This window comes from Peterkaempfera podocarpi (assembly GCF_042466665.1).
Lineage (GTDB): Bacteria > Actinomycetota > Actinomycetes > Streptomycetales > Streptomycetaceae > Peterkaempfera > Peterkaempfera podocarpi.
Genome location: NZ_CP162102.1, coordinates 4691758 through 4715916 on the forward strand (window position 1 = coordinate 4691758; position 24159 = coordinate 4715916).

At 71.2% G+C, this 24159-nt stretch carries 22 protein-coding genes; 8 read left to right on the plus strand and 14 right to left on the minus strand.

Annotated features, from left to right (window positions below; translation table 11 throughout):
• The 3 genes from AB0761_RS20610 to AB0761_RS20620 all read right to left on the minus strand — a co-directional run bounded on the left by AB0761_RS20610 (position 1) and on the right by AB0761_RS20620 (position 2578).
• Positions 1–1272 carry a hypothetical protein gene (locus AB0761_RS20610; RefSeq protein ID WP_377270556.1) on the minus strand — a complete coding sequence of 424 codons (1272 nt, stop codon included), beginning with the start codon at positions 1270–1272 and terminating at the stop codon, positions 1–3.
• Positions 1262–2074 carry a hypothetical protein gene (locus AB0761_RS20615; protein WP_377270557.1) on the minus strand — a complete coding sequence of 271 codons (813 nt, stop codon included), beginning with the start codon at positions 2072–2074 and terminating at the stop codon, positions 1262–1264. The genes AB0761_RS20610 and AB0761_RS20615 overlap by 11 nt, the downstream gene beginning before the upstream one ends.
• Positions 2075–2263: 189 nt before the next feature.
• A complete protein-coding gene (locus AB0761_RS20620; protein WP_055591351.1) occupies positions 2264–2578 on the minus strand; it encodes a hypothetical protein in 315 nt (104 codons plus the stop codon).
• 276 nt (positions 2579–2854) lie between these two features.
• Here AB0761_RS20620 and AB0761_RS20625 point away from each other — a divergent pair, with 276 nt between their 5' ends.
• Positions 2855–3910, plus strand: coding sequence for an NlpC/P60 family protein (locus AB0761_RS20625; protein ID WP_377270558.1), 1056 nt, complete (start codon positions 2855–2857; stop codon positions 3908–3910).
• Between the two features lie 192 nt (positions 3911–4102).
• Positions 4103–4789, plus strand: a complete 687-nt coding sequence (locus AB0761_RS20630; protein WP_377270559.1) for a phosphatase PAP2 family protein — start codon at positions 4103–4105, stop codon at positions 4787–4789.
• Positions 4790–4842: 53 nt separating this feature from the next.
• Here AB0761_RS20630 and AB0761_RS20635 read toward each other — a convergent pair whose 3' ends face one another.
• Together AB0761_RS20635 and AB0761_RS20640 are read right to left on the minus strand one after the other, a co-directional pair.
• Positions 4843–6573, minus strand: coding sequence for an FAD-binding oxidoreductase (locus AB0761_RS20635; protein WP_377270560.1), 1731 nt, complete (start codon positions 6571–6573; stop codon positions 4843–4845).
• Between the two features lie 160 nt (positions 6574–6733).
• Positions 6734–7003, minus strand: coding sequence for a hypothetical protein (locus AB0761_RS20640; RefSeq protein ID WP_377270561.1), 270 nt, complete (start codon positions 7001–7003; stop codon positions 6734–6736).
• A 200-nt stretch (positions 7004–7203) separates the two neighbouring features.
• On the opposite strand from AB0761_RS20640, the gene AB0761_RS20645 reads away from it, so the two are divergent.
• Together AB0761_RS20645 and AB0761_RS20650 are read left to right on the plus strand one after the other, a co-directional pair.
• Positions 7204–8106, plus strand: coding sequence for a hypothetical protein (locus AB0761_RS20645; RefSeq protein WP_377270562.1), 903 nt, complete (start codon positions 7204–7206; stop codon positions 8104–8106).
• Positions 8107–8362: 256 nt separating this feature from the next.
• Entirely contained in the window at positions 8363–8557 is a 195-nt protein-coding gene (locus AB0761_RS20650; protein WP_377270563.1) for a hypothetical protein, read from the plus strand.
• Positions 8558–8575: 18 nt separating this feature from the next.
• Here the strand turns inward: AB0761_RS20650 and AB0761_RS20655 are convergent, their stop codons facing one another.
• Complete coding sequence (locus AB0761_RS20655) at positions 8576–8899, minus strand: metal-sensitive transcriptional regulator (RefSeq protein ID WP_377270564.1); 324 nt, start codon at positions 8897–8899, stop codon at positions 8576–8578.
• A 232-nt stretch (positions 8900–9131) separates the two neighbouring features.
• On the opposite strand from AB0761_RS20655, the gene AB0761_RS20660 reads away from it, so the two are divergent.
• Together AB0761_RS20660 and AB0761_RS20665 are read left to right on the plus strand one after the other, a co-directional pair.
• Entirely contained in the window at positions 9132–9752 is a 621-nt protein-coding gene (locus tag AB0761_RS20660; protein ID WP_377270565.1) for a DUF47 domain-containing protein, read from the plus strand.
• A 5-nt stretch (positions 9753–9757) separates the two neighbouring features.
• Positions 9758–10762 carry an anion permease gene (locus AB0761_RS20665; RefSeq protein WP_377270566.1) on the plus strand — a complete coding sequence of 335 codons (1005 nt, stop codon included), beginning with the start codon at positions 9758–9760 and terminating at the stop codon, positions 10760–10762.
• Positions 10763–10861: 99 nt separating this feature from the next.
• Here the strand turns inward: AB0761_RS20665 and pstB are convergent, their stop codons facing one another.
• From pstB to mshD, 8 genes are all read right to left on the minus strand, one after another.
• A complete protein-coding gene (gene pstB / locus AB0761_RS20670; RefSeq protein ID WP_377270567.1) occupies positions 10862–11638 on the minus strand; it encodes a phosphate ABC transporter ATP-binding protein PstB in 777 nt (258 codons plus the stop codon).
• 34 nt (positions 11639–11672) lie between these two features.
• Positions 11673–12743, minus strand: coding sequence for a phosphate ABC transporter permease PstA (gene pstA / locus AB0761_RS20675; RefSeq protein ID WP_377270568.1), 1071 nt, complete (start codon positions 12741–12743; stop codon positions 11673–11675).
• Positions 12740–13822, minus strand: coding sequence for a phosphate ABC transporter permease subunit PstC (gene pstC / locus AB0761_RS20680; RefSeq protein WP_377270569.1), 1083 nt, complete (start codon positions 13820–13822; stop codon positions 12740–12742). The genes pstA and pstC overlap by 4 nt, the downstream gene beginning before the upstream one ends.
• Before the next feature lie 164 nt (positions 13823–13986).
• Positions 13987–15138, minus strand: a complete 1152-nt coding sequence (pstS, locus tag AB0761_RS20685) for a phosphate ABC transporter substrate-binding protein PstS (RefSeq protein ID WP_377270570.1) — start codon at positions 15136–15138, stop codon at positions 13987–13989.
• Between the two features lie 206 nt (positions 15139–15344).
• Complete coding sequence (locus tag AB0761_RS20690; RefSeq protein WP_377270571.1) at positions 15345–15821, minus strand: NUDIX hydrolase; 477 nt, start codon at positions 15819–15821, stop codon at positions 15345–15347.
• A 44-nt stretch (positions 15822–15865) separates the two neighbouring features.
• Positions 15866–16984: a CHAD domain-containing protein gene (locus tag AB0761_RS20695; protein WP_377270572.1), complete on the minus strand. Its 1119-nt coding sequence runs from the start codon at positions 16982–16984 to the stop codon at positions 15866–15868.
• Between the two features lie 52 nt (positions 16985–17036).
• Positions 17037–19250, minus strand: a complete 2214-nt coding sequence (locus tag AB0761_RS20700; RefSeq protein ID WP_377274233.1) for an RNA degradosome polyphosphate kinase — start codon at positions 19248–19250, stop codon at positions 17037–17039.
• Between the two features lie 269 nt (positions 19251–19519).
• Complete coding sequence (mshD, locus tag AB0761_RS20705) at positions 19520–20494, minus strand: mycothiol synthase (protein ID WP_377270573.1); 975 nt, start codon at positions 20492–20494, stop codon at positions 19520–19522.
• Between the two features lie 138 nt (positions 20495–20632).
• Between mshD and AB0761_RS20710 the strand changes: the two genes are divergently transcribed.
• Both AB0761_RS20710 and AB0761_RS20715 read left to right on the plus strand, forming a co-directional pair.
• Positions 20633–22150, plus strand: coding sequence for a DUF1996 domain-containing protein (locus AB0761_RS20710; RefSeq protein ID WP_377270575.1), 1518 nt, complete (start codon positions 20633–20635; stop codon positions 22148–22150).
• Positions 22151–22305: 155 nt separating this feature from the next.
• Positions 22306–24153, plus strand: a complete 1848-nt coding sequence (locus AB0761_RS20715; RefSeq protein ID WP_377270576.1) for a bifunctional metallophosphatase/5'-nucleotidase — start codon at positions 22306–22308, stop codon at positions 24151–24153.
• Positions 24154–24159: the final 6 nt, after the last annotated feature.

Genomic DNA, 24159 nt, shown 5'->3' on the forward strand with positions numbered 1-24159 from the left:
TCACACCCCCTTCGAGGTCGGGCTGCTGCGGTTGGCGGCGGAGGCGGGTGGGCCCGCCTGGGCCGGTGGTGCGGCTGCGGGGCGGGTGCCACGGGTGGAGTGGGCGGCGATACCGGGACCGACCGAACCGCCACTGCCGGGCGCGGAGCCGCCGGAGGCGCGGCCCGGGGCCGCGTCGCCGCCGCCGCGCGAGCCATGGGTGGAGATGCCCTGCTTCACGAAGTTGGCCGGCCCGTTCACCACCGCCTGGCCCGCCGAGACCGCTCCGGCGCGGGCCTTGCGCATGGCGATCATGTCGTCGCCGAAGCCGGGGACGAAGCGGTAGATCGCCGCGCTGGCGAAGATGGAGAGGAAGAGGATGGCCAGCCCGGAGAGGACCTTGGCGAAGGAGTCCGAGGCACCCGCGTCGGTGGCGATCGCCCCGGCGAGACCCAGGACGATCACGATGACCGGTTTGGCGAGGTCGACGGCGACCATCAGCCCGGCCCAGCGGCGCACATGCTGCCACAGCTGGCGGTCGACCAGCCCGGAGTAGACCGCGGTGCCCAGCAGCGCCCCGACGTACAGCATGGCGGCCCGGATCAGCAGCTCGAGCCAGAGCACGGCGGCGGCGAGCACGGCGACCAGCGAGACGATGATCAGGATCAGCGGGCCGCCGCCGAGGTCGCCCTTCTCCAGGGTGTCGGCGAAGGAGCCCAGGTACGTGCTGGTGTCCGACTTGGTGCCCAGGGCGATGGCCTTGGTGATGCCGTCGGTGGCGGTGACCACGGTGTACAGGATCAGCGGGGTGAAGGCCGAGGCCAGCACGGTCAGCCAGAGGAAGCCGATGGCCTCGGAGAACGCCTGCTGGATCGGCGCCCCGCGGACGGCGCGCTTCGCCACGGCCAGCAGCCACAGCACCATGGTGAGGATGGTGGAGGCGGCGAAGACCACGGCGTACTGGCGGAGGAACGCCGCGTTGGTGAAGTCGACCTCGGTGGTGGAGTCGATGGCCGTGGAGAGCCGGCGGATGACCCAGGCGGCGGCCTGGGCGCAGCCCTTGGCGAGGGAGCCGAGGGGGTCGGTGACGGTGTCGAGGGTGCCGTCGCCGGGAAGGCCGCTGCCGGTCCCGCAGCGGCTGCTGCCCGGGCCGGGAAGGGTCACACAGGTGGGAGTCGGCGACGGGCTCGGCGCCGCCATGGCCCGCTGGGCCGCCGCGAGCACGGTGAGCTGGAGGACGGTGAGCGCGGTGCCGAGGCGGGCTGCGCGGCGGAGCAGGAAGCTAGCGGGCATAGCGGAAGCCTCCGTACTCCTCGGTGGCGGACCTGATCTCGTCGGCGCTCGCCGCCTGCTGGTCGCCGGCGACCGGTGCCGGGCCGGACTGCTGCCGGAAGTCGGCGACCTTCCAGTCGTTGCCGGTCCAGCGCAGGTCGAGGGTGAGGGTGAACCAGTTCTCCGAGACGGGCTGGGTGGATCCCTGGCCGGCCAGGCCGATCAGGCCGTTGCTCCAGACGGCGACCCGGGCGGCGGAGTCGCTGTACTCCTGGGTCCGGGTGCCGATCGGGATGGTGCGGCTGATGAAGGTGAGGCCGGCGGGCGCGGAGCCGTGCTCGTCCAGGCCGTAGGTGGTGGCGGCGCGCTCGCTGAAGGCGCTGTCGAGGCGGCTCTGCAGGGCGTTGGCGGCGGCCGGGGCGGCGATGGCGGCGATCACCGAGTGCCGGGCGCCGGTGTTGAACATGTCGGCGGAGCCGAGCGCGACGGCGTAGTTGGCCGCGGCGGACTGGGCGCCCTGGTCGTTGTGCGGGAAGCCGGCCGGGATGCCGTTGCGGGAGGTGTCGACGGGCCGCTGCCCGGTGGCGGCGGTGGGTGCCGCCTGGCCGCCGGAGCCGCTCGAGGCGGTCGACGTGGAGCCGTCGTGGCCGGGTTGCGGCTTGCCGCGGTTGGCGAAGGAGATCGCCACCACCAGCAGGACCAGGATGCCGACCACGGTCAGCAGGGTCCGCACCGGGCGGGCCTGGCGGGGCGGCTGAGAGGGCGGCAGGTCGCCGACCGGTAGCCGCGTTCGAGTGTGCGGCTGGTCGTCGGACAACGACACGGTGGCCCTCCTGGGACGAAGGAAGGAACAGCCCGGGCGGGCGGGCCCGAGGCATATGACAGCAACGGTGGCGGGTGGGGACGACTGCTACAAGGGGCGTATGACCGGCGTCTGGGAGGCACGGCATGCGGGGTGGTGTGCGCCGTGGGAGGGCGTACGCCCCGCGCTGCGGGATGACTAATCAGATCGTCAGATGGCCATCCCATAGACAATGGTGAACAGGGTGCCCAGCGATCCGATGATGAACACGCCGGTGAGCCCGGCGATGATCAGGCCTTTCCCCTGTTCGGCGCTGAACGTGTCCCGCATCGCGGTGGCCCCGATGCGCTGCTTCGCCGCACCCCAGATGGCGATGGCCAGGCAACCCAGGATGGCGACCGCCATCACCACCTCGACCATGACCCGCGCCTCCGCTCCGAGACTGGCGAACGGTCCCCAGTCCGGCGCGATGCCGCCGATGATGGTGTCGATGTTGCCCTTCTTGGGCTCCGCACTCAGGTACACAGATCTCACCGCCTGATCAGGCATTCAAGGCCCCGCACCGGGCTCGGGCGAAGGGTCGGGGACCATTCTTGGCCAGATTTGATGTCGACTTGGCTACTTCTCAAGGATTCGTCGTGCGGTGTGGGACACGTCCGTCAGGATGTGCCCCGTGGGCAGTACCTCAGACAGAGGATACCGCTCACTCCTGGTACCTCTGATGATTGCTCAGAGCAATGCCCTGCCCCACACTGTGTGGTGGCGTCAGTCCGTCGGCCAGGCATGTGCAGGGGGCATGTGATGGTTCTCCGCAGGCCCTGGATCGCCGCCGGAGCAGCCGGGGCCGTGGGGGTCGCCTTCCTCGGACTGGTCGCCGTGGGCACCTATGCCGCCGCCCCCGCCTCGGCGGGCGGCGCCCTCGCACTGGCCCCCGGCACGGTGCCCGCCGCCTACCAGGGCCTGATCCAGAAGTGGGGCACCCTCTGCCCCGAGCTCAGCCCGCCGCTGCTTGCGGCCCAGCTCTACCAGGAGAGCGGCTTCGATCCCACCGCGGTCAGCCCGGCCAAGGCCTACGGCATCGCGCAGTTCATCCTGCCCACCTGGCAGAGCCACGGTGTGGACGGCAACGGCGACGGACGCAGGGACATCTGGGACCCGGCGGACGCCATCCCTTCTGCGGCCTCCTACGACTGCTCCCTGGCCCAGGACACCAGCAGGGTCCCCGGCGACCGGGTCGCCAATATGCTCGCCGCCTACAACGCCGGCCCCTACGCGGTCATCCAGGCCGGCGGAGTGCCGCCGTACGCCGAGACCCAGGACTATGTGAAGCGGATCCGCTCGCTGGCCGCGGGCTTCACCGCCCAGTCCGCCCCGATCGCGGTCTCGGCCCAGGCCACCGGGGCCATCTACTTCGCCCAGCTGAAGCTGGGCACCCCCTATCTCTGGGGCGGCGAGGGCCTGCCTTCCCAGGGCGGCCGCTTCGACTGCTCCGGGCTGACCCAGGCCGCCTACGCCACCGTGGGAATCCGGCTGCCCCGGGTCGCCAACGACCAGTGGTACGCCGGCGGGCACCCCTCCCGGGACCAGCTGCGCCCCGGCGACCTGGTCTTCTTCGCCCACGACCTCAACGACCCCCGGACCATCCACCATGTCGGCATCTATGTCGGCGGCGGCTACATGATCAACGCGCCGCACACCGGCGCGGTGATCCGCTACGACCGGATCGACACCCCCGACTACATCGGTGCCACCCGGGTGACCTCCGACGGCGCCGCGGCCCTTCCCGCCCGCGGCAGCGACGGGGTCATCGCCAACGGTTCCGGTGCTCCGGCGCAGTCCGGGGATGAGCAGGACTGATCCGTTCTCAGCCCTGGATGTGGGGAAGCCGTGACAGCTGATCAAGTTTCCATAACTCCGCCCGGACGTGGAACGCCGCACCGTCCCCGATTCGTTCTCACCGCCGGACCAGCAGTGCCGTGAACACCGCGGCGAACGGGGAACGACCACGCGTCACAGCCCGGGGCGGGCTGGCGGAAGAGGAGGTGCGGCGTGCTCACGCTGCCGGCTGGCGGCTCCAACCCGGACGTCGGCCTGCTCTACGACGTCAACGGCCTCGCCGGGGACGCCCCGGGCTGGGTGGACAGCCTGGTCACGTGGGTCGGCGAGTACGGCATCCTGCTGGGCCTGCTGCTGCTCTGCCTCACCGGCTGGATGCGCTCCCGTCGCCGCCAGGACGCACCCGCGGCCGTCGCCGCGGTGCTGTGGGCGCCGCTGGCGGCCGCCGTCGCCGAGATCCTCAACATCCCGATCCGGGCCCTGGTGGCCCGGCCCCGGCCGTTTGTGTCCCACAGCGGTCTGGACGTCCTGGTCCCCGGCAAGAACGACTTCTCGTTCGCCAGCGACCACGCCACCATGACCATGGCCGTCGCGGTGGCGCTGCTGCTGGTCGAGCGGCGGCTCGGGCTGATCGCTCTGGTGCTGGCCCTGCTGGAGGGCTTCTGCCGGGTCTACATGGGGGTGCACTACCCGACCGATGTGCTGGGCGGCTATGCGCTGGGCACCGCGGTCGTCCTGCTGCTGGCCCCTCCGGCGACCGCGCTGCTGGTGCCGCTCTGCCGTGCGGTCGCCCGCTCCGCTGCGGGCCCGCTGGTGGCGGCCGGGCGCCGGCGGCGGGCCGGTGAGCCGAGCCGCGACCGCAGCGAGGGCGACCGGCCGGGCCCCGGCCTGGCTGCCTAGACCGTGCCCCGGGGGGCGGGCGGGCCGCGCCCCGGGGCGGATCGGCGTCCGGTTCAGGAGGGGACGGCCTGCGGGAAGCTGAAGAGCCGTCCCGGGTCGTAGGCGGCCTTGACCCGCCGCAGGCGGGCCAGGTTGGCCCCGTAGTAGGCCTGCTGCCAGTCGGTGAGCCGGGGGTCCAGGTAGTTCTGGTAGGCCTGGCCGCTGGCGTAGGGGCGCATCGACTGCCACACCGAGTCCAGCCAGGCCTGGTGGCGGGCGACCGTGGCCCCGTTCGGCCAGTTGGCGATGTACTGCGCCAGGAACAGGCCGTCGCGGTGGACGAAGGCGGTGTCCTGCGGCCGTACCCGGTTCACCGCGCCGCCCACGGCGTCCAGCGCCACCGCGCAGCTGCCGCCCGCCGGGACCGTGCGGGAGTAGCGCTCCACACCGGCCAGCAGGGTGCTGATGCCGGCGTCGGTGAGCCGACGGGTGTAGAAGTCGGACCGGGCCCCGTAGGACTCCCGGACGACCTTGCCGGAGGGCTGCCGCCCCGGCAGGGTGCCGGGCAGGTGGCACTGGGCGACGGTCCAGCCCAGGGTGCCCGCCATGGCGAGCATGGTGTCCATGTAGGAGCGGCTGCGGAGCACCGAGGTCGCCGGGGCCGCACCGATGATCCCGGTCAGCCGGTCGATCTCGTTCTGCAGCGAGGAGGCCGACCCGAGATGGACGATGGTCATCCCGACCCGCTGCGGCCCGGTGTGGTCCGCGGTCAGGTGCATGCTGGACCAGTAGGGGTCGGCCGCGGTCGGGGCCCAGCTCTGCCAGCCCCGCAGCACGGCGGCCGCCTGCCGCCACGGCCAGTAGAGGAAGGCATAGGAGCAGTCCGGCGCCGCATGGGTGCGGAAGTCGAAGCGGGTCACCACTCCGAAGTTGCCGCCGCCTCCGCCGCGCAGCGCCCAGAACAGGTCGGCGTCGTGCTTGGTGTCCACGGTGCGTATTCGGCCGTCCGCCGTGACGATCTGGGCGGAGGTGAGGCTGTCGGAGGTCAGTCCGTAGGCGCGGCTGGTGACGCCGACGCCGCCGCCGAGGGTGAGTCCGGCCACTCCGACCGTCGGGCAGGAGCCCGCGGGGATGGTGGTGCCGTGTGCGGCCAGGCCTGCGTAGACGTCCACCAGCCGGGCGCCGGAGCCCACCGAGGCGGCGCCCCGGGCGGTGGTGACGGAGTTCAGCCGGCTCACATCGACCAGCAGTCCGCTGGTGGTGGACCAGCCCGCGTAGGAGTGGCCACCGCTCCGTACCGCCACCGGTACCCGGTAGCGGCGGGCGAAGGCCAGGCAGGTGGCCACGTCCTGGGGAGTCGCCACATAGGCAACCCCGGAGGGGTGGGCGGTGTCGTAGCGGGGCTGGAAGCTCTCGCGGGCTGTGGCGTAGCGGCTGTCACCGGGACGGATCAGGGTGCCGTGCAGGTCCCGGGAGAGGGCCGTCCAGTCGCTGGGGCGTACCGCGGTGGGGGAGGGGGCGGCGCTGGTCGCCGTCACGGGGCGGCCGGCCGGGGAGGACGTCAGAGGGGTGCCCGCGGTCCCGGGGACGGTGTCGGCGCCGGGGCTGCCGGTTGCCGTACGGCCCCCCGAGCCCGGGGTGCACGCGGCGAGCCAGGCGGCCGCAAGGGCTCCGGTGCCGGCCCGCAGCAGGGTACGGCGGCCGGTGCCGGTGGGCTCCCCGGCTGAGGAGGCTCCGCCGCCCGGGGCGGTGGCGGCTGCGGTGGAGTCGGGGGGCGTGGCTGCGGGGGTGTGGCGGTCGGCCATCTCCGGTCACCTCTTCGGGGGTCGTGCGTGGGCCCGGGGCCCGCTGTGCGGGCGGCGTCCGTTGTGCGGATGCGGCGCAGTGGAGGACGCCGCCGGGATGCGAACGGTTGTCGCGGCCGAGGAGAAATTGGGGCGGAAGGGGGCGGAGGTGGGAAAGGGGTCAGCCGGCGGAGTGCTCGGCGGCGTCCCGGCGGGCCCGGTCGCGGGACCTGCGGGCCGGTGCGTACCAGCCACAGCTGCAGCGGGCGGTGCAGAAGGATCCGGTCTCGGTGACGTCCACGTGGTGGACGGGGCGGTGGGTGGGCGGTGGTCGGTCGGTGGGCGGCGGGGGGTCGGACAGAGCGGGGTCCCTCCGTGCGGGAGGGACCCGGTCGGGACAGCCGGTGGCGCCCTGTCCGGCCTGCGGCCGGGGGCGCATCTCGCTGGGCACGTGCATCACGGTAACTCGCGCCCCGGGCGGTGCGCCCCTCGAGCCGTAACCCGGGACCGGCCGTCTCGTTATCCGGAAGGGGAATCCCCCGTGCGCGCGGGTGGGCCCCGGCACGGGGAACGGCAGCAGACCACAGCACGGCCGCGGGCAGAGGCCCGGGCGGCCGGCCGGATACGAGGACCCTAGGGGGCTCAGAGCTGATGAAGCGTCGGGATTGCGGCACAACCGTCCGGACCACCGTCCGGACGCGCCGCTCGATCGGTTCCGCAGGAGCGGCGGCCGTCCTGCTCGCCGCGCTGGCCGGTACGGCCGGCTGCACCGGCGTCGGCGGCGCGGACGCGCAGTCGACGCGGGCCGCCTCCACGGACCACCTGGCCGCGGACCCGCTGACCGCGGTCCGCAGCGCCGCCGACATCACCGGCCACTCCGGCTCGGCCCGCACCGCCACCCAGGTGGTCACCAGGTCCCCCGGGAAGAAGGCCGAGTTCCACGGCACCGGTGTCTACGACTACGCCAGGCGCATCGGCACCGTCTCGGTGCTGCTCCCGCCCGGTGCGGCGACCAAGGGCAGGATGACGGAGGTGGTCCTGCCGGGCCTGGTCTACCTGCAGAACAGCGGCGCCAGGGTGCCCGCGGGCAAGTGGGTCAAGCTCCAGGTCAAGCAGCTTCCGGACGGCAATCTGGTGAGCAGCGGCACCACCGACCCGGCCACCGCGGCCGGTGCGCTGCGCGGCGCCCAGTCGGCCCGGCTGCTGAGTACCGAGACGGTCGGCGGAGTGGTTCTCAAGCACTACCGCGGCACTCTGGATCTGGCCAAGGCCGCGGACGCCACCGGCGGTCCCGGGGCCGACGGGCTGCGGATGGCTGCGGGGACGTTCACGGTCAAGAAGGTCCCCTATGACGTCTGGCTGGACGCGCAGGGGCGGCTGCACAAGGTCGTGGAGGTCTTCACCTTCTCCTCGGTGCCGGGGTCGACGGCCAAGAAGGACCGTGTGGTGGTGACGTCCACCACATCGCTGTCGGACTTCGGCGGCGCGGTGCAGGCGGCCGAGCCTCCCGCCGGTGATGTCGTCACGATGAAGGCAGACGGCGCCTCCGAATGACCGTCGGCGCCCCGCCCCGTCTGCGGACGGCGGGTCGGGGCGTCGCCCGTTCCTGCGGACCGTACGGGACACAGGGGGCACACGGGGCGGTGCGGACCCTTCGGGTGGGGCGCAAATGGCCCGTCCGTGCCATGTGGAGCGGGCCTCGGCTGCCTACCCTTGAAGAGGGGTGGGCCGCCCTCCGTCCGGCGTGCGGCGGCTCTCGACCACCGGTAGGGCAAGGGCATGAGGGCTCGACGACGAGGAGGTGGTGTGCGTGGCGTCTCCGCGCGGTGCGGGTGTCCACGACCACGTGGCCCTCGACGAGATCGAGATGTGCGGCGACCTGATGATCGCTGCCTCGTCCAGCGGGGAGGACCGGCTCACACCGGCCCGGATCGACGAGGTGCTGAAGGTGGGCCGACCGGGTGAGGGCGATGCGCCCCGGGTACCGCTGCCCCGCAATCCGTAGCGCGGGGGGCGGCGCCGGTCAGGTGCGCAGCAGCCGTGCGATGGCGGCGGTGGCCTCCGTCACCTTGGCGTCCGCCTCGGGGCCGCCCTGCTCCACCGCGGCGGCCACGCAGTGCTTGAGGTGCTCCTCCAGCAGATTCAGCGCAAAGGCCTGCAGCGCCTTGGTGGAGGCCGAGACCTGGGTCAGGATGTCGATGCAGTAGACGTCCTCCTCCACCATCCGCTGCAGTCCCCGGACCTGGCCCTCGATCCGGCGCAGCCTCTTCTGGTGCTCGTCCTTCTGCTTGCTGTAGCCGTGCACCCCCGGCGTGGCCGGATCGGGCAGCTCCTCCAAAGCGGTCATGCCCTCAAGGGTAGGGGGGTGCCGTCGCGAACAGCAGGTCACGCGACGGTATCCACCGGTGCACGGGGGCAGCATTCGGGCTGCTGGTCCGGCACACTGTTGGCGCGCGTCACCGGCGGACGGTGGGGAAGGCGGCCGAGTGCGTCCGGTGGGCCCGCCACCCCGGTTTGCGTGTTTCGAGCCAACAGCGCCTAGCATCGACAAGTCCGCACCCTGCACACCGGAGATTTCTGTGCGCTTTCGTCTGGCCCCAAGGGAGACGAGCTTCTACGACATGTTCGCCGCAGCCGCGGAGAACCTGGTCACCGGCTCCAAGCTCCTGCTCGAACTGCTCGGCTCCGACGTCGCAGCCCGCTCAGAGATCGCCGAGCGCATGCGCGCGGCCGAGCACGCGGGTGACGACAGTACCCATGCGATCTTCCACCAGTTGAACTCCTCGTTCATCACGCCCTTCGACCGGGAGGACATCTACTCCCTGGCGTCCTCGCTGGACGACATCATGGACTTCATGGAGGAGGCCGTCGACCTGGTCGTCCTCTATGACATCCAGCAGCTCCCGCAGGGGATCGAGCAGCAGATCGAGGTGCTCGCCCGGGCCGCCGAGCTCACCGCGGAGGCGATGCCCAATCTGCGCACCATGTCGAACCTGACCGAGTACTGGATCGAGATCAACCGGCTGGAGAACCAGGCGGACCAGATCCACCGCAAGCTGCTCGCCCATCTCTTCAGTGGCCAGTACGAGGCCATCGAGGTGCTGAAGCTGAAGCAGATCGTGGATGTCCTGGAGGAGGCGGCCGACGCCTTCGAGCACGTGGCGAACACGGTCGAGACCATCGCCGTCAAGGAGTCCTGAACCAGGTGGACACCGCCGCACTCGTCGTCGTCGTCGGCGTCGCCTTCTTCTTCACGTACACGAACGGCTTCCACGACTCCGCCAACGCCATCGCCACCTCGGTCTCCACCCGGGCGCTCACCCCCAGGGCCGCACTGGCCATGGCCGCGGTGATGAACCTGGCCGGCGCCTTCCTGGGTACGGGGGTGGCGCACACCGTCTCCAAGGGGATCATCGAGACGCCGGCCGGCAGCCAGGGGATGACCATCCTCTTTGCGTCCCTGGTCGGTGCCATCACCTGGAACCTCGCCACCTGGTACTTCGGTCTGCCGTCGTCCTCCTCGCATGCGCTCTTCGGCGGCATGGTGGGGGCGGCGCTGGCCGGGGGGACGGATGTGATCTGGAGCGGGGTGGTGGGGAAGATCATCATCCCGATGTTCCTCTCGCCCGTGGTGGGCCTGGTCTGCGGCTATCTGATGATGCTGCTGATCCTCTGGCTGTTCCGCCGGGTGAACCCGCACAAGGCCAAGCGCGGTTTCCGGATCGCCCAGACCGGTTCGGCGGCGGCCATGGCGCTGGGCCACGGTCTGCAGGACGCTCAGAAGACCATGGGTGTGGTGGTGCTGGCGCTGACCATCTCGGGGGCGCAGCACGGCAACGGCATCCCGGTCTGGGTCAAGATCTCCTGTGCGCTGATGCTCTCGCTGGGCACCTACGCGGGCGGCTGGCGGATCATGCGCACCCTCGGCCGCAAGATCATCGAGCTGGACCCGCCGCAGGGTTTCGCCGCGGAGACCACCGCGGCCGGCATTCTCTACACCACCGCCTATGTCTTCATGGCGCCGATCTCCACCACCCATGTGATCACCTCGGCGATCATGGGTGTGGGTGCCACCAAGCGGGTCCGGGCGGTGCGCTGGGGTGTGGCGCAGAACATCGTGATGGGCTGGTTCATCACCATGCCCGCGGCGGCGGTCGTGGCGGCCCTCGTCTACTGGATCGCCCACGGGTTTGTGCTCGCCGTCACCTGACGTCGGATACGGAACGGGCCCGCCCCCCTTGGGGGGCGGGCCCTTTTCCATGTCCTGCGGCGGCACCGCCATGCAGCACCGCAGGACAGTCTGGCAGGCTCAGCCGAAGCGGCCCGAGATGTAGTCCTCGGTGGCCTGGACGGACGGGTTGGAGAAGATCCGCTGGGTGTCGTCGATCTCGATCAGCCGGCCCGGCTGGCCGACGCCGGCCAGGTTGAAGAAGGCCGTGCGGTCGCTGACACGGGCGGCCTGCTGCATGTTGTGGGTCACGATCACGATGGTGAACTGCGACTTCAGCTCACCGATCAGGTCCTCGATGGCGAGGGTGGAGATCGGGTCCAGCGCGGAGCAGGGCTCGTCCATCAGCAGCACCTGAGGCTCGACCGCGATGGCGCGGGCGATGCAGAGCCGCTGCTGCTGGCCGCCGGAGAGGCCGGCACCGGGCTTGTTCAGCCGGTCCTTGACCTCGTTCCACAGGTTGGCGCCCTTGAGGGACTTCTCCACCACGGCGTCCAGCAGGGACTTCTTGCGTACCCCGGCGAGCCGCAGGCCGGCCACCACGTTGTCGTAGATGGACATGGTGGGGAACGGGTTGGGCCGCTGGAAGACCATGCCGACGGTGCGGCGTACGGCGACCGGGTCGACACCCGCGCCGTAGAGGTTCTCGTCGTCCAGCATCACCTTGCCCTCGACGCGGGCGCCGGGGATCACCTCGTGCATCCGGTTGAGGGTGCGGAGGAAGGTGGACTTGCCGCAGCCGGAGGGGCCGATGAAGGCCGTCACCGAGCGGGGCTCGACGGTCATCGAGATGTCCTCGATGCCCTTGAAGGATCCGTAGTAGGCCGACAGTCCGCTGACGTCGATGCGCTTGGCCATGATGTTTCTTCTCTCGTTCCGTCGTCAGGGGGTGTCAGTGGCCGGCCTTGGGGGAACGCCAGCGCGCGATGCCCCGCGCGATGAGGTTCAGGCCCATCACAATGGCGATCAGTACCAGCGCGGCGCCCCAGGCGCGGGCGTAGGTCTGGTCGTTGCCCAGCGAGTACTGGTGCCAGATGTAGAGCGGCAGTGACTCCTGAGGATCCTGGAACGGGTTGGTGTTGATGACGTCCGTGGTGAAGCAGAGCAGCAGCACGGGGGCGGTTTCGCCGGTGATGCGGGCGACGGCCAGCATGATGCCGGTGGTGATGCCGCCGATGGCGGTGGGGATGACGATCCGCACGATGGTCTTCCACTTGGGGACGCCCAGCGCGTAGGAGGCCTCGCGCAGCTCGTTGGGGACGAGCTTGAGCATCTCCTCGGTGGAGCGGACGACCACCGGCATCATCAGGATGGCGAGCGCCATGCTGCCGGCGAAGCCGGAGAAGCTGAAGTCCAGGATCATGATCCAGAACGAGAGGACGAAGAGTCCGGCCACGATCGAGGGGACGCCGGTCATCACGTCCACGAAGAAGGTGACGGCGCGGGCCAGCTTGCCCCTGCCGTACTCCACCAGGTAGACGGCGGTGAGCAGGCCGATCGGCGCGGCGATCAGGGTGGCCAGGCCGACCTGCTCCAGGGTGCCCACGATGGCGTGGTAGATGCCACCGCCGGCCTCGGAGCTGATCACGCCGTTCATCGAGTGGCTGAGGAAGGTGCCGTTGATGACGCCGGCGCCCTTCTGGATGGTGTAGACGGTCAGCGAGACCAGCGGGATCACCGCGAGGATGAAGCAGACCCAGACCAGGCTGGTGGCCAGCCGGTCCTTGGCCTGCCTGGGCCCTTCGACCCGGGCGGCCAGCGCGTAGGAGCCCGCCACGAAGAGCAGCGCGGCGATCACGCCCCACTGGATGTGGCTGGAGAGTCCGGCGCCGGCGCCGATGGCGCAGCCGATCGCGATGGCCGCGACGGCGGTGGCGGCGGGTGCCCACTTGGGCAGTCGGCCGCTGGTGAGGCTCCGGCGGCCCAGCGGGGAGGTGGCGCGGTGGTTGGCTTGGGCACTCATGCGTTGGCCCCCGAGAACTCCTTGCGGCGGGCGATGATCATGCGTGCCCCCGCGTTGACCAGCAGGGTGATCACAAACAGCATCAGGCCCGAGGCGATCAGGGCGCTGCGGCCGTTGTCGGAAGCCTCGCCGAACTTGGCGGCGATGTTCTGGGCGAAGGTGCCGCCGCCCGGATCCATGATGTGCAGATTGAGCTTGTCCGAGGGGGAGAGCACGGTGGCCACGGCCATGGTCTCGCCGAGCGCGCGGCCCAGGCCCAGCATGGAGGCGCTGATCACGCCCGGGCGGCCGAAGGGCAGCACGGCGGTGCGGACCATCTCCCAGCGGGTGGCGCCGAGGGCCAGTGCGGCCTCCTCGTGCATCCGGGGGACCTGCCGGAAGACCTCGCGGCTGACCGCGGTGATGATCGGCAGGATCATGATGGCGAGCAGCACCCCGACGGTGAAGAGGTTGCGCGGTGCGCTGCCGGCGACGCTGTCGCTCTGGCCGAAGATGTACGTCCAGCCGAGGTAGTCGTTCATCCAGGCGGTCAGGCCGTTCATGTGCGGCACCAGGAAGAGGGCGCCCCAGAGGCCGTAGACGATGCTGGGCACCGCGGCGAGCAGGTCGACCAGGTAGGCGATCGGCTGTGCCAGGCGGCGCGGTGCGTAGTGCGAGATGAACAGTGCGATGCCCATGGCGACCGGTACGGCGATGACCATGGCGATGATCGAGCTGACCACGGTGCCGAAGAGCAGCACGGCGATGCCGAAGACCGGCGGGGTGGCGTCGGCGTTCCACTCGAAGGTGGTGAAGAAGTTGCCGTGGTTGGAGCTCAGCGACTTGCTGGCCTGCCAGCCGAGGAAGATGGCGATGGCGGCCATGATGCAGAGCAGCAGGATGCCCGAGCCGCGGGAGGCGGCGAGGAAGAGCGTGTCGCCGATGCGGTTCCCGGTCCTGGGCGGGGAGCTGACCCCGTTCTGTCCGGTGGCCTGCGCAAGGGCGGAGGGCAGCTGCGTGGGGAGGTCGACGGTCTTTCGCTGCGGATGGTTGCGGCCGTCGTCCCGGTCCTGCGGGACGGTCGGCGAGGGTGTGTCCATGGTCGTCTCCGGTCTGAAGGCGCCGGCCCCTGCGGGGGCGGCGCCTGGCGGCGGTGCACCGGACTGTCGGTTGCGTCGGCGGGAGGAGGGAGGCAGTGCGCGCGGCCGGCCCCGCCCCCCTCCTCCGGGGCCGGCCGCGCGTGTCACATGGGGAACCCGGTGGATCAGGCGAGGGTCGGGATGATGGCCTTCACCTTGGAGGCGACCTCGGCCGGCAGCGGGACGTAGCCCTTGTCGGCGATGGCCTGCTGGGCCTCGTCGCTGATGGTGTAGTTCAGGAAGGCCTTGACGCCGGGGAGGGTGTCGGCCTTGTTGCCCTTGTCGCAGACGATCTCGTAGGTCACCAGGACGATCGGGTAGGCACCGTCGGCCTTGGTGGCGTAGTCGAGGGAGAGGGCCAGGTCGTTGCCGGTGCCGGTGACCTTGGCGAGGCCGATGGTCTTGGCGGCGGCCTCGGCGGTGGCGTCCACGGGCTGCGCGGCACCGGTGGAGATCTTCGCGGTCTTCAGGCTGTTGGTCTGCGCGTAGGAGAGCTCGACGTAGGTGATCGAGTTCTTCTGCTGCTTGACCTGGCTGGCGAGGCCGGCGCTGCCGGTCGCGGCCTGGCCACCCTTGCCGGCCCACTTCTTGTCGGGCGCGTAGGGCCAGGCAGCCTTGCCGCCGGCGGCCGCGAAGTACGCGGTGACGTTCTTGGTGGTGCCGGAGTCGTCAGCGCGGTGGAAGGCCTGGATGTTGGCGTCCGGCAGCTTGGCGCCCGGGTTGAGCTTGGTGATCGCCGGGTCGTTCCACTTGGTGATCTTGCTGTCGAAGATCTTGGCCAGCGTGGGGGCGTCCAGCACCAGGTTGTCGACGCCGTCGACGTTGTAGGCCATCGCAACCGCGCCGCCGACCATCGGGAGGTCGATGCCCTGGCCGCCGGGGCAGACGGTCTTGGAGGCGGTGACCTCCTCGGGCTTCAGGGCGGCGTCGGAGCCCGCGAAGGCGACCTTGCCCTGGGTGAAGTTGGCGACACCGGCGCCGGAGCCGTTGCCGTTGTAGTTGATCACGGTGCCGGAGCACTGCGCCTGGAAGGCGGCCTTCCAGACCTCGATCGCGTTTGCCTGTGCGGTGGAGCCGGCACCGAGCAGCTGGCCGCCCTTGCCGCAGTCGCTGGCGGCGCTGGCGCTCGTGGACGCAGCGGCGGAAGCGGCGGGAGAGGAGGAGGTGTCGGAGTTCTTGTTGTCGTCAGAGCCGCACGCTGCGAGCGACAGCGAGCTGACGACCGCCAGGGCGCCGATTGCGAGGGCCTTGGAGCGGCCGTTCCGCTGGAGCTTCACTGTGTGTCCCTTTCTGGCAGCCCCGACTGACCTGACCTGGGGCTTCTCGGTGTCGCGACGTCCGTGCCGGGCGTCGATGAACATGACGTTAGGCCGGAGAGGTGAAGCGTCAGGCGGGCGTGAATGAACGGATGGTGAACCTCGGAGGGACGCAAGGAGACGGCGGTCGGTAGTAACGGTTTCCTCACGGACTGGACACGACAGGATCAAGAGAATGTCGTTACCATGTCACGTTTCCCCTGCCCAAGCGCCTCCAGCAAGGCGTCCACCAGCACCCGGTCGAGGTCCCGCGTCAGCCGGGCACGGGCGGCCGGCGCGGGCAGCCACACCAGCCGGTCCACCTCCCGGTTCGCGGAGAAGCGTCCGCCCACCGGCACCGCCGCCCAGTAGCGGACCTGTTTGGGCCGGCCCTGCGCGGAGTAGTGCAGGGTGGGCAGCGCGGCACCCAGCACACAGCTGTACCCGGTCTCCTCCCGTACCTCGCGCAGTGCACCGGCCATGGCGTCCTCGCCCGGCTTCAGCTTGCCCTTGGGCATCGACCAGTCGTCGTACTTGGGCCGGTGGACCAGCGCCAGCAGCGGTTCGAACCAGCAGAACCGCAGCTCGGCGGGGTGGCGCGCGGCACCGCCCGAGGCCCCGGGCAGCCAGAGCACGGCCCCGGCCGCCAGTACGGTCGTCCGCATCCGGGCCTCCTTCCCGCGCTTGCCCGGCGACCCTGTACCAGTGGTCAGCGGACCGGCCAGTCGGGCCAGTCGGAGTTCAGCAGCTCGGGCCACTGCAGGCCGAAGGAGTAGCGGGCCGCCTCCACCTCGAGCCGCTGGTCGGCGTGGACCACGCCCAGCACATAGCCCGTCGCCGGGGTGATCCGCGGAGTGCGGGCCGCCGCGGCGGCGGTGGCCGCCGCGTCCGCCGCCTCCTGGTGGCGGTCCAGCACCCGGCCCAGCGAGTCCAGCCGGGCCGCCGTCCCCGACGCCTGCCCGCCCAGCAGCGGCTCGCACACCTCCAGGGCGTAGCGGGCCCGCTTGGCCAGGATCCGTACCCGCAGCCATGGCGCGTCGTCGGTGCCCAGGGCGGCGTCGGCGTCCGGCAGCGGCGCCTCGGCGTGCAGCCGGTGCCGTGCGTCCCCGTTGTAGGCGGCGCCCGCCCGCAGCAGCGGCAGCGCCTCGGCCGCACGGGCCAGGGCGCCCAGCGCGGCGGCGGCCTGCGGCAGCAGCACCTCGCGCGCCGCGGCTGCGGCGGGTGCCGCCAGCGGCACCTCACCGGTGAGCAGGGTCATCCGGTCGGCGAGCGCATGCAGCCGGGCGGAGCGCAGCTCCTGGAGCGACGAGGTGTGGATCCGGGCGCGGGCCACCGTCAGCTGGCGCTCCAGCAGCGCCCGGGCCTTGGCGGCACCCGGGTGTCCGGCCAGCATCCCGGTCGAGGGGGAGGACGGCTCGTCGCCGCGCTGCGCCGGCAGCCGGTCGGGGGCTGCGGTCCGGGTGAGCGAGTCCAGGGCGGCCACCAGCCTGGCGAGGCGCCGGTCGTAGGACGGCTCCTGGGTCAGCATGTTGAGCAGCCAGCGCAGTTCGTCGCGGAGTTCCTGGGCCCAGCCGGGTTCCACGGCGGCGGCGAAGGTGTGCAGGGCCCCTCCGACGCGTCGTACGGCGCGCAGCAGGTCCCCGCCCTGTGCGTCGGGTTCGCCGGGTCTGCCGCCGGGCTCCCCGCGCACCGTGGGCAGGGCACGCAGAAACGCCACGGCCTGGGCGGTGAGGTGGGCGGTGAGCACCTCCCCGGCAGTCGGGTCCCCGGCAGTGGCAACTGCCGGGGGAGCCGCGGACTGCGGGGCGGGCGAGAGCGCGTCGGTCATCTGGAAGAGGTCCCCGTTCCCCCGTGAGCGGTGGGCGGCGGCCGCGTGCGGCCTAGCGGTTGGCCGGCCCCCGCCGGCGCCTGCGAGACTCGATGAGGAGTTCCTGGACGTGCCGCAGCCGCCGTCCGTCGGCGTCGTGCCAGTGGCGGGTCCAGGTGCCGTCCGGGCCAAGGTGCCAGGAGGCGGTCTCGTCGGACATGCCGAGCTCGATCAGCCCGGCCAGTTCGGCACGCTGGGCGGGGTCGGCCACCCGCACCAGGGCCTCGATACGGCGGTCGAGATTGCGGTGCATCATGTCGGCGCTGCCGATCCACACCTCGGGGTCGCCGCCGTTGCCGAAGAGGAAGATCCGGGAGTGCTCCAGGAACCGTCCCAGCACGCTGCGTACCCGGACGTTCTCCGACAGCCCGGTGACGCCGGGCCGCACCGCGCAGATGCCGCGCACCCACACATCGACCGGAACGCCCGCCTGGGATGCCCGGTAGAGGGCGTCCACCAGGGTCTCGTCCACGATCGAGTTGACCTTGATCTGCACCCGGGCGGGCCGGCCCGCACGGTGGTGGGCGATCTCCTCGTGGATCCGGGAGACCAGCCCGTCGCGCAGCCCGCGGGGCGCCACCAGCAGCCGCCGGTAGGACTCGCGGCGCGAGTACCCCGACAGCCGGTTGAAGAGGTCGGAGAGGTCCGCGCCCACCTGCGGGTCGGAGGTCAGCAGACCCAGGTCCTCGTAGAGGCGGGCCGTCTTGGGGTGGTAGTTGCCGGTGCCGACATGCGAGTAGCGGCGCAGCGACTCCCCCTCCTGGCGGACCACCAGGGAGAGCTTGCAGTGCGTCTTCAGCCCGATCAGGCCGTAGACCACATGGCAGCCGGCCTCCTCCAGCTTGCGGGCCCACTTGATGTTGGCCTGCTCGTCGAACCGGGCCTTGATCTCCACCAGCACCAGCACCTGCTTGCCGGACTCCGCGGCGTCGATCAGGGCGTCCACGATCGGCGAGTCGCCGCTGGTGCGGTAGAGCGTCTGCTTGATGGCCAGGACGTCCGGGTCGGCGGCGGCCTGCTCCAGGAAGGCCTGCACCGAGGTGGAGAAGGAGTCGTACGGGTGGTGCAGCAGCACGTCCCGCTCGCGCATCGCGGCGAAGATGTCCGGCGCGGACGCCGACTCCACATCGGTGAGGCCGCGGGCGGTGCCCGCCACGAACTTGGGGTAGCGCAGCTCCGGCCGGTCCTGCTCGGCCAGCCCGAAGAGACCGGTGAGGTCCAGCGGGCCGGGCAGCGGGTAGACCTCGGCCTCGCTGATGTTCAGCTCGCGGACCAGCAGGTCCAGCACATAGGGGTCGATGGACTCCTCGACCTCCAGGCGCACCGGCGGCCCGAAGCGCCGCCGCATCAGCTCCTTCTCCAGCGCCTTGAGGATGTTCTCGGCGTCGTCCTCCTCGACCTCGAGGTCCTCGTTGCGGGTCACCCGGAAGGCATGGTGCGCCAGCACCTCCATACCGGGGAAGAGCTCCTCCAGATGCGCCCCCATCACGTCCTCCAGCGGGACGTAGCGCTGCGGGGACGCCTCCAGGAAGCGGTTCAGCGACTGCGGGACCTTGACCCGGGCGAAGTGCTTGTGGCCCGAGAGCGGGTTGCGGACCACCACGGCGAGGTTGAGGGAGAGTCCCGATATGTACGGGAAGGGGTGTGCCGGGTCCACCGCGAGCGGGGTCAGCACGGGGTAGATCCGCTGCCGGAAGAGGGTGTGCAGCCGGGACTGCTCCTTGTCCGTGAGATCGTCCCAGCGGACCAGCTCGATGCCCTCGGCCGCCAGCTCCGGCAGGACGTCCTGCTGGAAGTCGGCGGCCTGGCGGGCCATCAGCTCACGGGACCGGGTCCAGATCTGCTCCAGCACCTCGCGCGGCTGCATCCCGGAGGCGGAGCGGGTGGCGACCCCGGTGGCGATACGGCGCTTGAGCCCGGCCACCCGCACCATGAAGAACTCGTCCATGTTGCTGGCGAAGATCGCCAGGAACTTGGCCCGCTCCAGCAGCGGGGTCTCCGGGTCCTCGGCGAGCTCGAGCACCCGCTCGTTGAAGGCCAGCCAGCTGCGTTCCCGGTCCAGGAAGCGGCCCTGCGGCAGCTCCTCCTCGAACTCGGGAAAGACCTCCGCCGGGTGCTCGTCCGCCACCAGGGCGGTGCCGGACGTCAGCGGGATGCCGAGCGTGGCGGTCACACCGCCCGAGGGCGGCTGCTCCACTGCGCGGACGGGACGAGGGGTGCTGCCCATGGTCTCCAGCTCCTCCTGCACGGCGACGTCCGGCGATGCCGGCTCCTCACCCGTCGCATACCCCGCCGGGCACCCGGCGACGGCAGCGGTGGTAACCGCAGCCGACGGCGATGCCGGGCGCAGATGGCTGCGGCGCGGAGACGGCACTGCTGACTTCATTCCGCGATCTTGGCAACAGCGGTTGAATCCACGGTAAACACCGCGTGGCGGGCAGGAAAGCTGAGTCGGTCGCGCCGTCTTCGCAACCGCCACCAGCAGTGATCCTTCGGTCACGCACCCCTGGTGCGGTACATCAGATCCACCTCGTGGACCGTGAACCCCATCCGTTCGTATACCCGCAGCGCGGCCGGGTTGTCGGCGTCGACATAGAGGATCGCCGCCCGCAGGCCCCGGTCGGCGGCCAGGTGCCGCAGCCCCACGGCGGTGAGCGCCCGCCCCAGGCCGCTGCCCTGTTCCGCCGGGTCGACCCCCAGCACATACACCTCGCCGAGCTGCTCCTGGCCGGGCGTGCGGGGATGCACCTTGGTCCAGTGGAAGCCCACCAGCGCCTCCCCGGCGGGCGTCTCCCGCACGGCCAGGAAGAAGCCGTCCGGGTCGAACCACGGCTCACCGATCCGCTCCGCCAGGTCACGCTCCGTCCAGGCGCCCTGCTCGGGGTGGTGGGCGAAGGCGGTGGCGTTCAGCGTCAGCCAGGCCCTGTCGTCGTCGTCGACCCGGAAGGTGCGCACCGCCACACCGTCCGGCAGGGACGGCTGCGGCAGCTCGGCGTCCAGCTCCTCGGGGGTGGCCGGCAGCGGGCGGCGCAGCTGCCGCAGCTCCCGGAAGAGCTCCAGTCCCAGGACCTCGGCGAGCCGGCGGGCCGCCGGGTGGCCGCCGTGCGCCCAGGCCCGCAGCGACCCGCCGGCCCCCTTGAGCGCGGCCTCGGCCAGCAGCCGGCCGTGGCCGCGGCCCCGGTGCGCCGGGTCCACCACCAGCTCCGCCGTGGCGGCCTCGCCCGCCGCCGAGCCGTCCAGCTGGGCGTAGCCGACGAGGGTGCCGTAGCCGTCGTGCTGGAGCAGATGCCGCACCCCGGTGCGCTCGGCCCGCAGCCGCAGCCGGCCCTGCTCGGAGACGGCGGCCCGGCCGTCCTCCCGGGCGGCGGTCTCCAGCAGCGCGGCGATCAGCCGGGCATCCTCCGGCACGGGTACGGCGACGGTCTCGATGCGGTCCTCGGCGGGGCTGGTCCCCGCGGCAGCAGCGTCCATGGTCATGACCTTACGGCTGTCCCGCGGCGGCGCCGCTGAACCAGCCGTGGAGTCCGCGCGTAGAGGACGGCAGCGCCCGACGGACCGCCACTCGCGGCGGGCCATTGCCTACACACCCCCGACGGAGGGCAGAGCACCATGAGCCAACACCAGCGCGGACAGCGCAGGGGCCGTGCGGTGGCCATCGGCGTGGCCGCCGCTCTGGCGCTGGGAGGCGGAGGCTATGCCGCCTTCACCGCAAGCGCCAGCGCGGACGACAACGTCGCGGCGGCGAGCATCGCCTGTCCACGAGTGAACGAGCTGCTGGGCAGCGTCCCGGGCCAGGCCAAGGCAGAGGTGGACCGGGACCTGGTCCAGGTGGACGCCCTGACCCAGGACGCCAACGCCCGGCTGCACGCGGCCCACGGGCAGGGCGGGCAGAACTTCGTGCAGAACGCGATCCTCGGTCCGCTGCGGGACCAGCGGGTGGCGCTGTTCGACCGGATCGGCACCGTGATGGAGCGGACCGGGGGGCAGCGGCCGCAGAACCTCGCCGGCATGGCCTCGTGCTCCCTGCAGAACGGAGGGGGCGGCGGGCAGGCCGACCAGGGCAGCCAGCAGGGGGGCCAGCAGTCCGGCCAGGACAACCAGGCCGGCGGCGGTCAGGCCACCCAGGCGGGCGGCGGTCAGGCCACCCAGGCGGGCGGCGGCCAGCAGGGCGGTCAGAACGGCCAGAACGGCGCAGGCACCGGAACCGGAACCGGCCAGCAGAACGCCAACGGCCCGCTGGGCGCCGACGGCTTCGCCAACGGACTCTCCGCCGCCGACTTCGTCGACATCAGGAGCGTCCAGCCCAACGCCAACGACCCCCGCCTCGGCCGCAGCGGCATCTTCACCTCGCGCTGCGGTGTGAGCGACCACAACAACCCCGCCAACTTCATCGTCGCCCCGGGTGTCGAGAACGGCGCCCACCATGTGCACGACTACGTCGGCAACAAGACCAGCGACGGCTTCTCCACCAACGACAGCCTGGCCGCGGGCGGCACCACCTGTGCCAACCAGGGCGACAAGTCGGCCTACTACTGGCCGGTGGTGCGCATCACCCAGGCCGGTGACCAGGGCGACGCCAATGAGCTCGGCGGGCAGGCGGACAACAACATCGGCACCAAGATCAAGGCGAGCAGCGTCCGCCTGGAGTTCCGGGGCAACGCGAAGTCCAAGGTCACCGCGATGCCGGAGTTCCTCCGGATCATCACCGGTGACGCCAAGGCGGCGGTCACCAACGGTCCGGCCAACGCCAGGGCCCAGTGGACCTGCTCCAATGCGCAGAACCGCCGGCTGACGGACAAGTACCCGCTCTGCGGCAGCGCCCGGACCGTACGCATCCTGGACTTCCCCAGCTGCTGGGACGGCCAGAACACGGACAGCGCCAACCACCGCACCCATGTGGTCTTCCCGGCCGCCGACGGCACCTGTCAGAACGGTTTCAAGGCCATTCCCCAGCTGCGGATGACGCTCAGTTACAACATCCCGCAGGGCAGCACGTTCGCCCTGGACAGCTTCCCGGAGGAGCTGCACAAGGCGATCACCGACCACGGCGACTTCGTCAATGTGATGTCGCCGGGCCTGATGAACCAGGTCGTCCGGTGCATCAACAGCGGACGCCGCTGCGGCTGACCTCTGCTCCGGTGATGCCGGGCCGTCCCGAAAGGGGCCGGCCCGGCATCAGTCGTGCGGGCACCGGAACCGGCTCGTTACCCGTAAGGCCCTGACAGCTACGCGCGTTGACCCTAGCTTCCCCCGTCACGCGCATGCCAAGCTCCGAACGCTGAATGGGGATTTCCTTGCCCGAGACCATCAGAACCGGCACCCGCCGGCGCCGCCTGCTGCTGGCCGGCGTCGCCTCGGCGGGCATCGTCGCCCTGGCGATCCCGGGGGCCGCCGCCTCCGCTGCAGAACACCACCACGGCCCGGAGCACCACCCGGCCAAGGTGCATGTCGAGAATCTGCAGCTGCTGGCGATCAACGACTTCCACGGCAACCTCGAACCCCCGTCGGGTTCTTCGGGCACCATCAAGGAGAAGGACGCCACCGGAGCGGTGGTCTCCACCCCGGCCGGCGGTGCCGAGTACCTTGCCACCGCACTGCGCGAGGCCCGCAAGGGCCACCGCGACTCGCTCACCGTGGCCGCCGGCGACGTGGTGGGCGCCAGCCCGCTGCTGTCCGGCCTCTTCCACGACGAGCCGACCATCGAGGCGATGAACAAGATCGGCCTCGATGTCACCAGCGTGGGCAACCACGAGTTCGACGAGGGCTCGGCCGAGCTGCTGCGGCTGCAGAACGGCGGCTGCCACCCCACCGACGGCTGCTACGCCGACGGCCGGCGGTTCAAGGGCGCCGACTTCCCGTACCTGGCGGCCAATGTCACCAGCGAGAAGACCGGCAAGCCGATCCTGGCGCCGTACTGGATCAAGAATGTGCACGGCATCAAGGTCGGCTTCATCGGTGTGACCCTCAAGGGCACCCCGAACATCGTCACCGCCGCGGGCGTCAAGGGCCTGAAGTTCGGCGACGAGGTCGAGACGATCAACAAGTACACCGCCCAGCTGAAGAAGCAGGGCGTCAAGACCATCGTGGCGCTGGTGCACGAGGGCGGCTACCCGGCCGGCGCCACCTATGACGCGGACTGCGACTCCCCCGGCGCCGGCGCCGGGATCTCCGGCCCCATCGTGGACATCGCCAAGAACATCGACCCGGCGGTGGACGCGATCGTCACCGGCCACACCCACAACTCGTACAACTGCACCATCCTGGACCCGGCAGGCCAGCCCCGCCGGGTGACCAGCGCCGCCTCCTTCGGCCGGCTGTACACCGAGATCGATCTGCCGATCAACCGCGCCACCGGTGATGTGATCCGCAGCTCGGTGACGGCCGCCAACCATGTGGTCCGCCGGACCATCCCCAAGGCCGGCGACATCACCGACCTGATCGCCTACTACCAGAAGATCGCCGCGCCGATCGCCGGCCGCACCGTCGGCTATCTCTCCGCCGACATCAACGGCCGCGGCAGCACCGACCCGGAGACGCCGCTCGGCGAGCTGATCGCGGATGCGCAGCTGGAGGGCCTGGCACCGGCCGACAAGGGCGGAGCGCAGATCGCCTTTATGAACCCGGGCGGAATCCGGGCCGATCTGGTGTACCAGGCGTCCGGCAGCGAGGGCGACGGCGTGGTGACCTACGCCGAGGCGTTCACCGTGCAGCCGTTCACCAACATGATGAATGTGATCGACCTGACCGGCGCGCAGATCATCACCGCGCTTCAGCAGCAGGTCAGCGGCGCCAACGAGGCAGCCCCCAAGATCCTCCAGGTGTCCAGGGGCCTCACCTACACCCTGGACTTCACCAGGTCCGGCGCCGACCGGGTGGTGGTCGACACGGTGAAGCTCAACGGTGAGCCGATCGACCCCGCCAGGACCTACCGGGTGGCGATGAACGAGTTCCTCGCGGGTGGCGGCGACGGCTTCGGGGCCTTCGCCGGCGGCACCAACAAGCTGGTGGGCGCCTCCGACCTGGACATGTTCACCGCCTATCTGACCGCTCACTCCACGGCGACGGCCCCGCTGGCCCCGCCGGCCGAGGACCGGATCACCGTCGTCGGCAACGGCGCCGGTCTGGACTGACGGTAC